Origin of the sequence: Rothia nasisuis (assembly GCF_928381405.1) — a bacterium.
GTDB classification, from domain to species: domain Bacteria; phylum Actinomycetota; class Actinomycetes; order Actinomycetales; family Micrococcaceae; genus Rothia; species Rothia nasisuis.
In genome coordinates this window covers 1-389 of record NZ_CAKMSB010000064.1, presented here as the reverse complement: position 1 = coordinate 389, position 389 = coordinate 1, and the positions used below count along the sequence as shown (strand labels likewise).

Sequence of the window (389 nt, the reverse complement as noted above, 5' to 3'; positions counted from 1 at the left end):
TCCTAGAGGTGCTACTTGTTCCATGCTATCTTGACGTCCACCATAGCCTCCAATTGGTAAACCACCGCCAACATTTTTACCAAATGCAGTTAAATCAGGGATAACACCTAATAAATCTTGAGCGGCACCGTAATGGAAACGGAATGCAGTAATTACTTCATCATAAATCACTAGGGTCCCATTGTTATGTGAAATTTCATTAACCTCTTCTAAAAATCCAGGTTGAGGCATTACCATTCCAAAGTTACCAACAATTGGTTCTACTAATACTGCGGCAATTTCATCACCCCAAAATTCAATTGCTTCTTTATAGGCGTTAATATCATTGAAAGGTACAGTAATGACTTCACGTGCGACGCTTTCTGGAACACCAGCTGAGTCTGGAGAAC

At 40.4% G+C, this 389-nt stretch carries 1 protein-coding gene; it reads right to left on the bottom strand.

The window, feature by feature from the left end; genetic code table 11:
* Positions 1 to 389, bottom strand: a 389-nt coding sequence (locus L6966_RS12040) for an aminotransferase class III-fold pyridoxal phosphate-dependent enzyme (RefSeq protein ID WP_237233481.1), incomplete at both ends; no start/stop codon positions are given.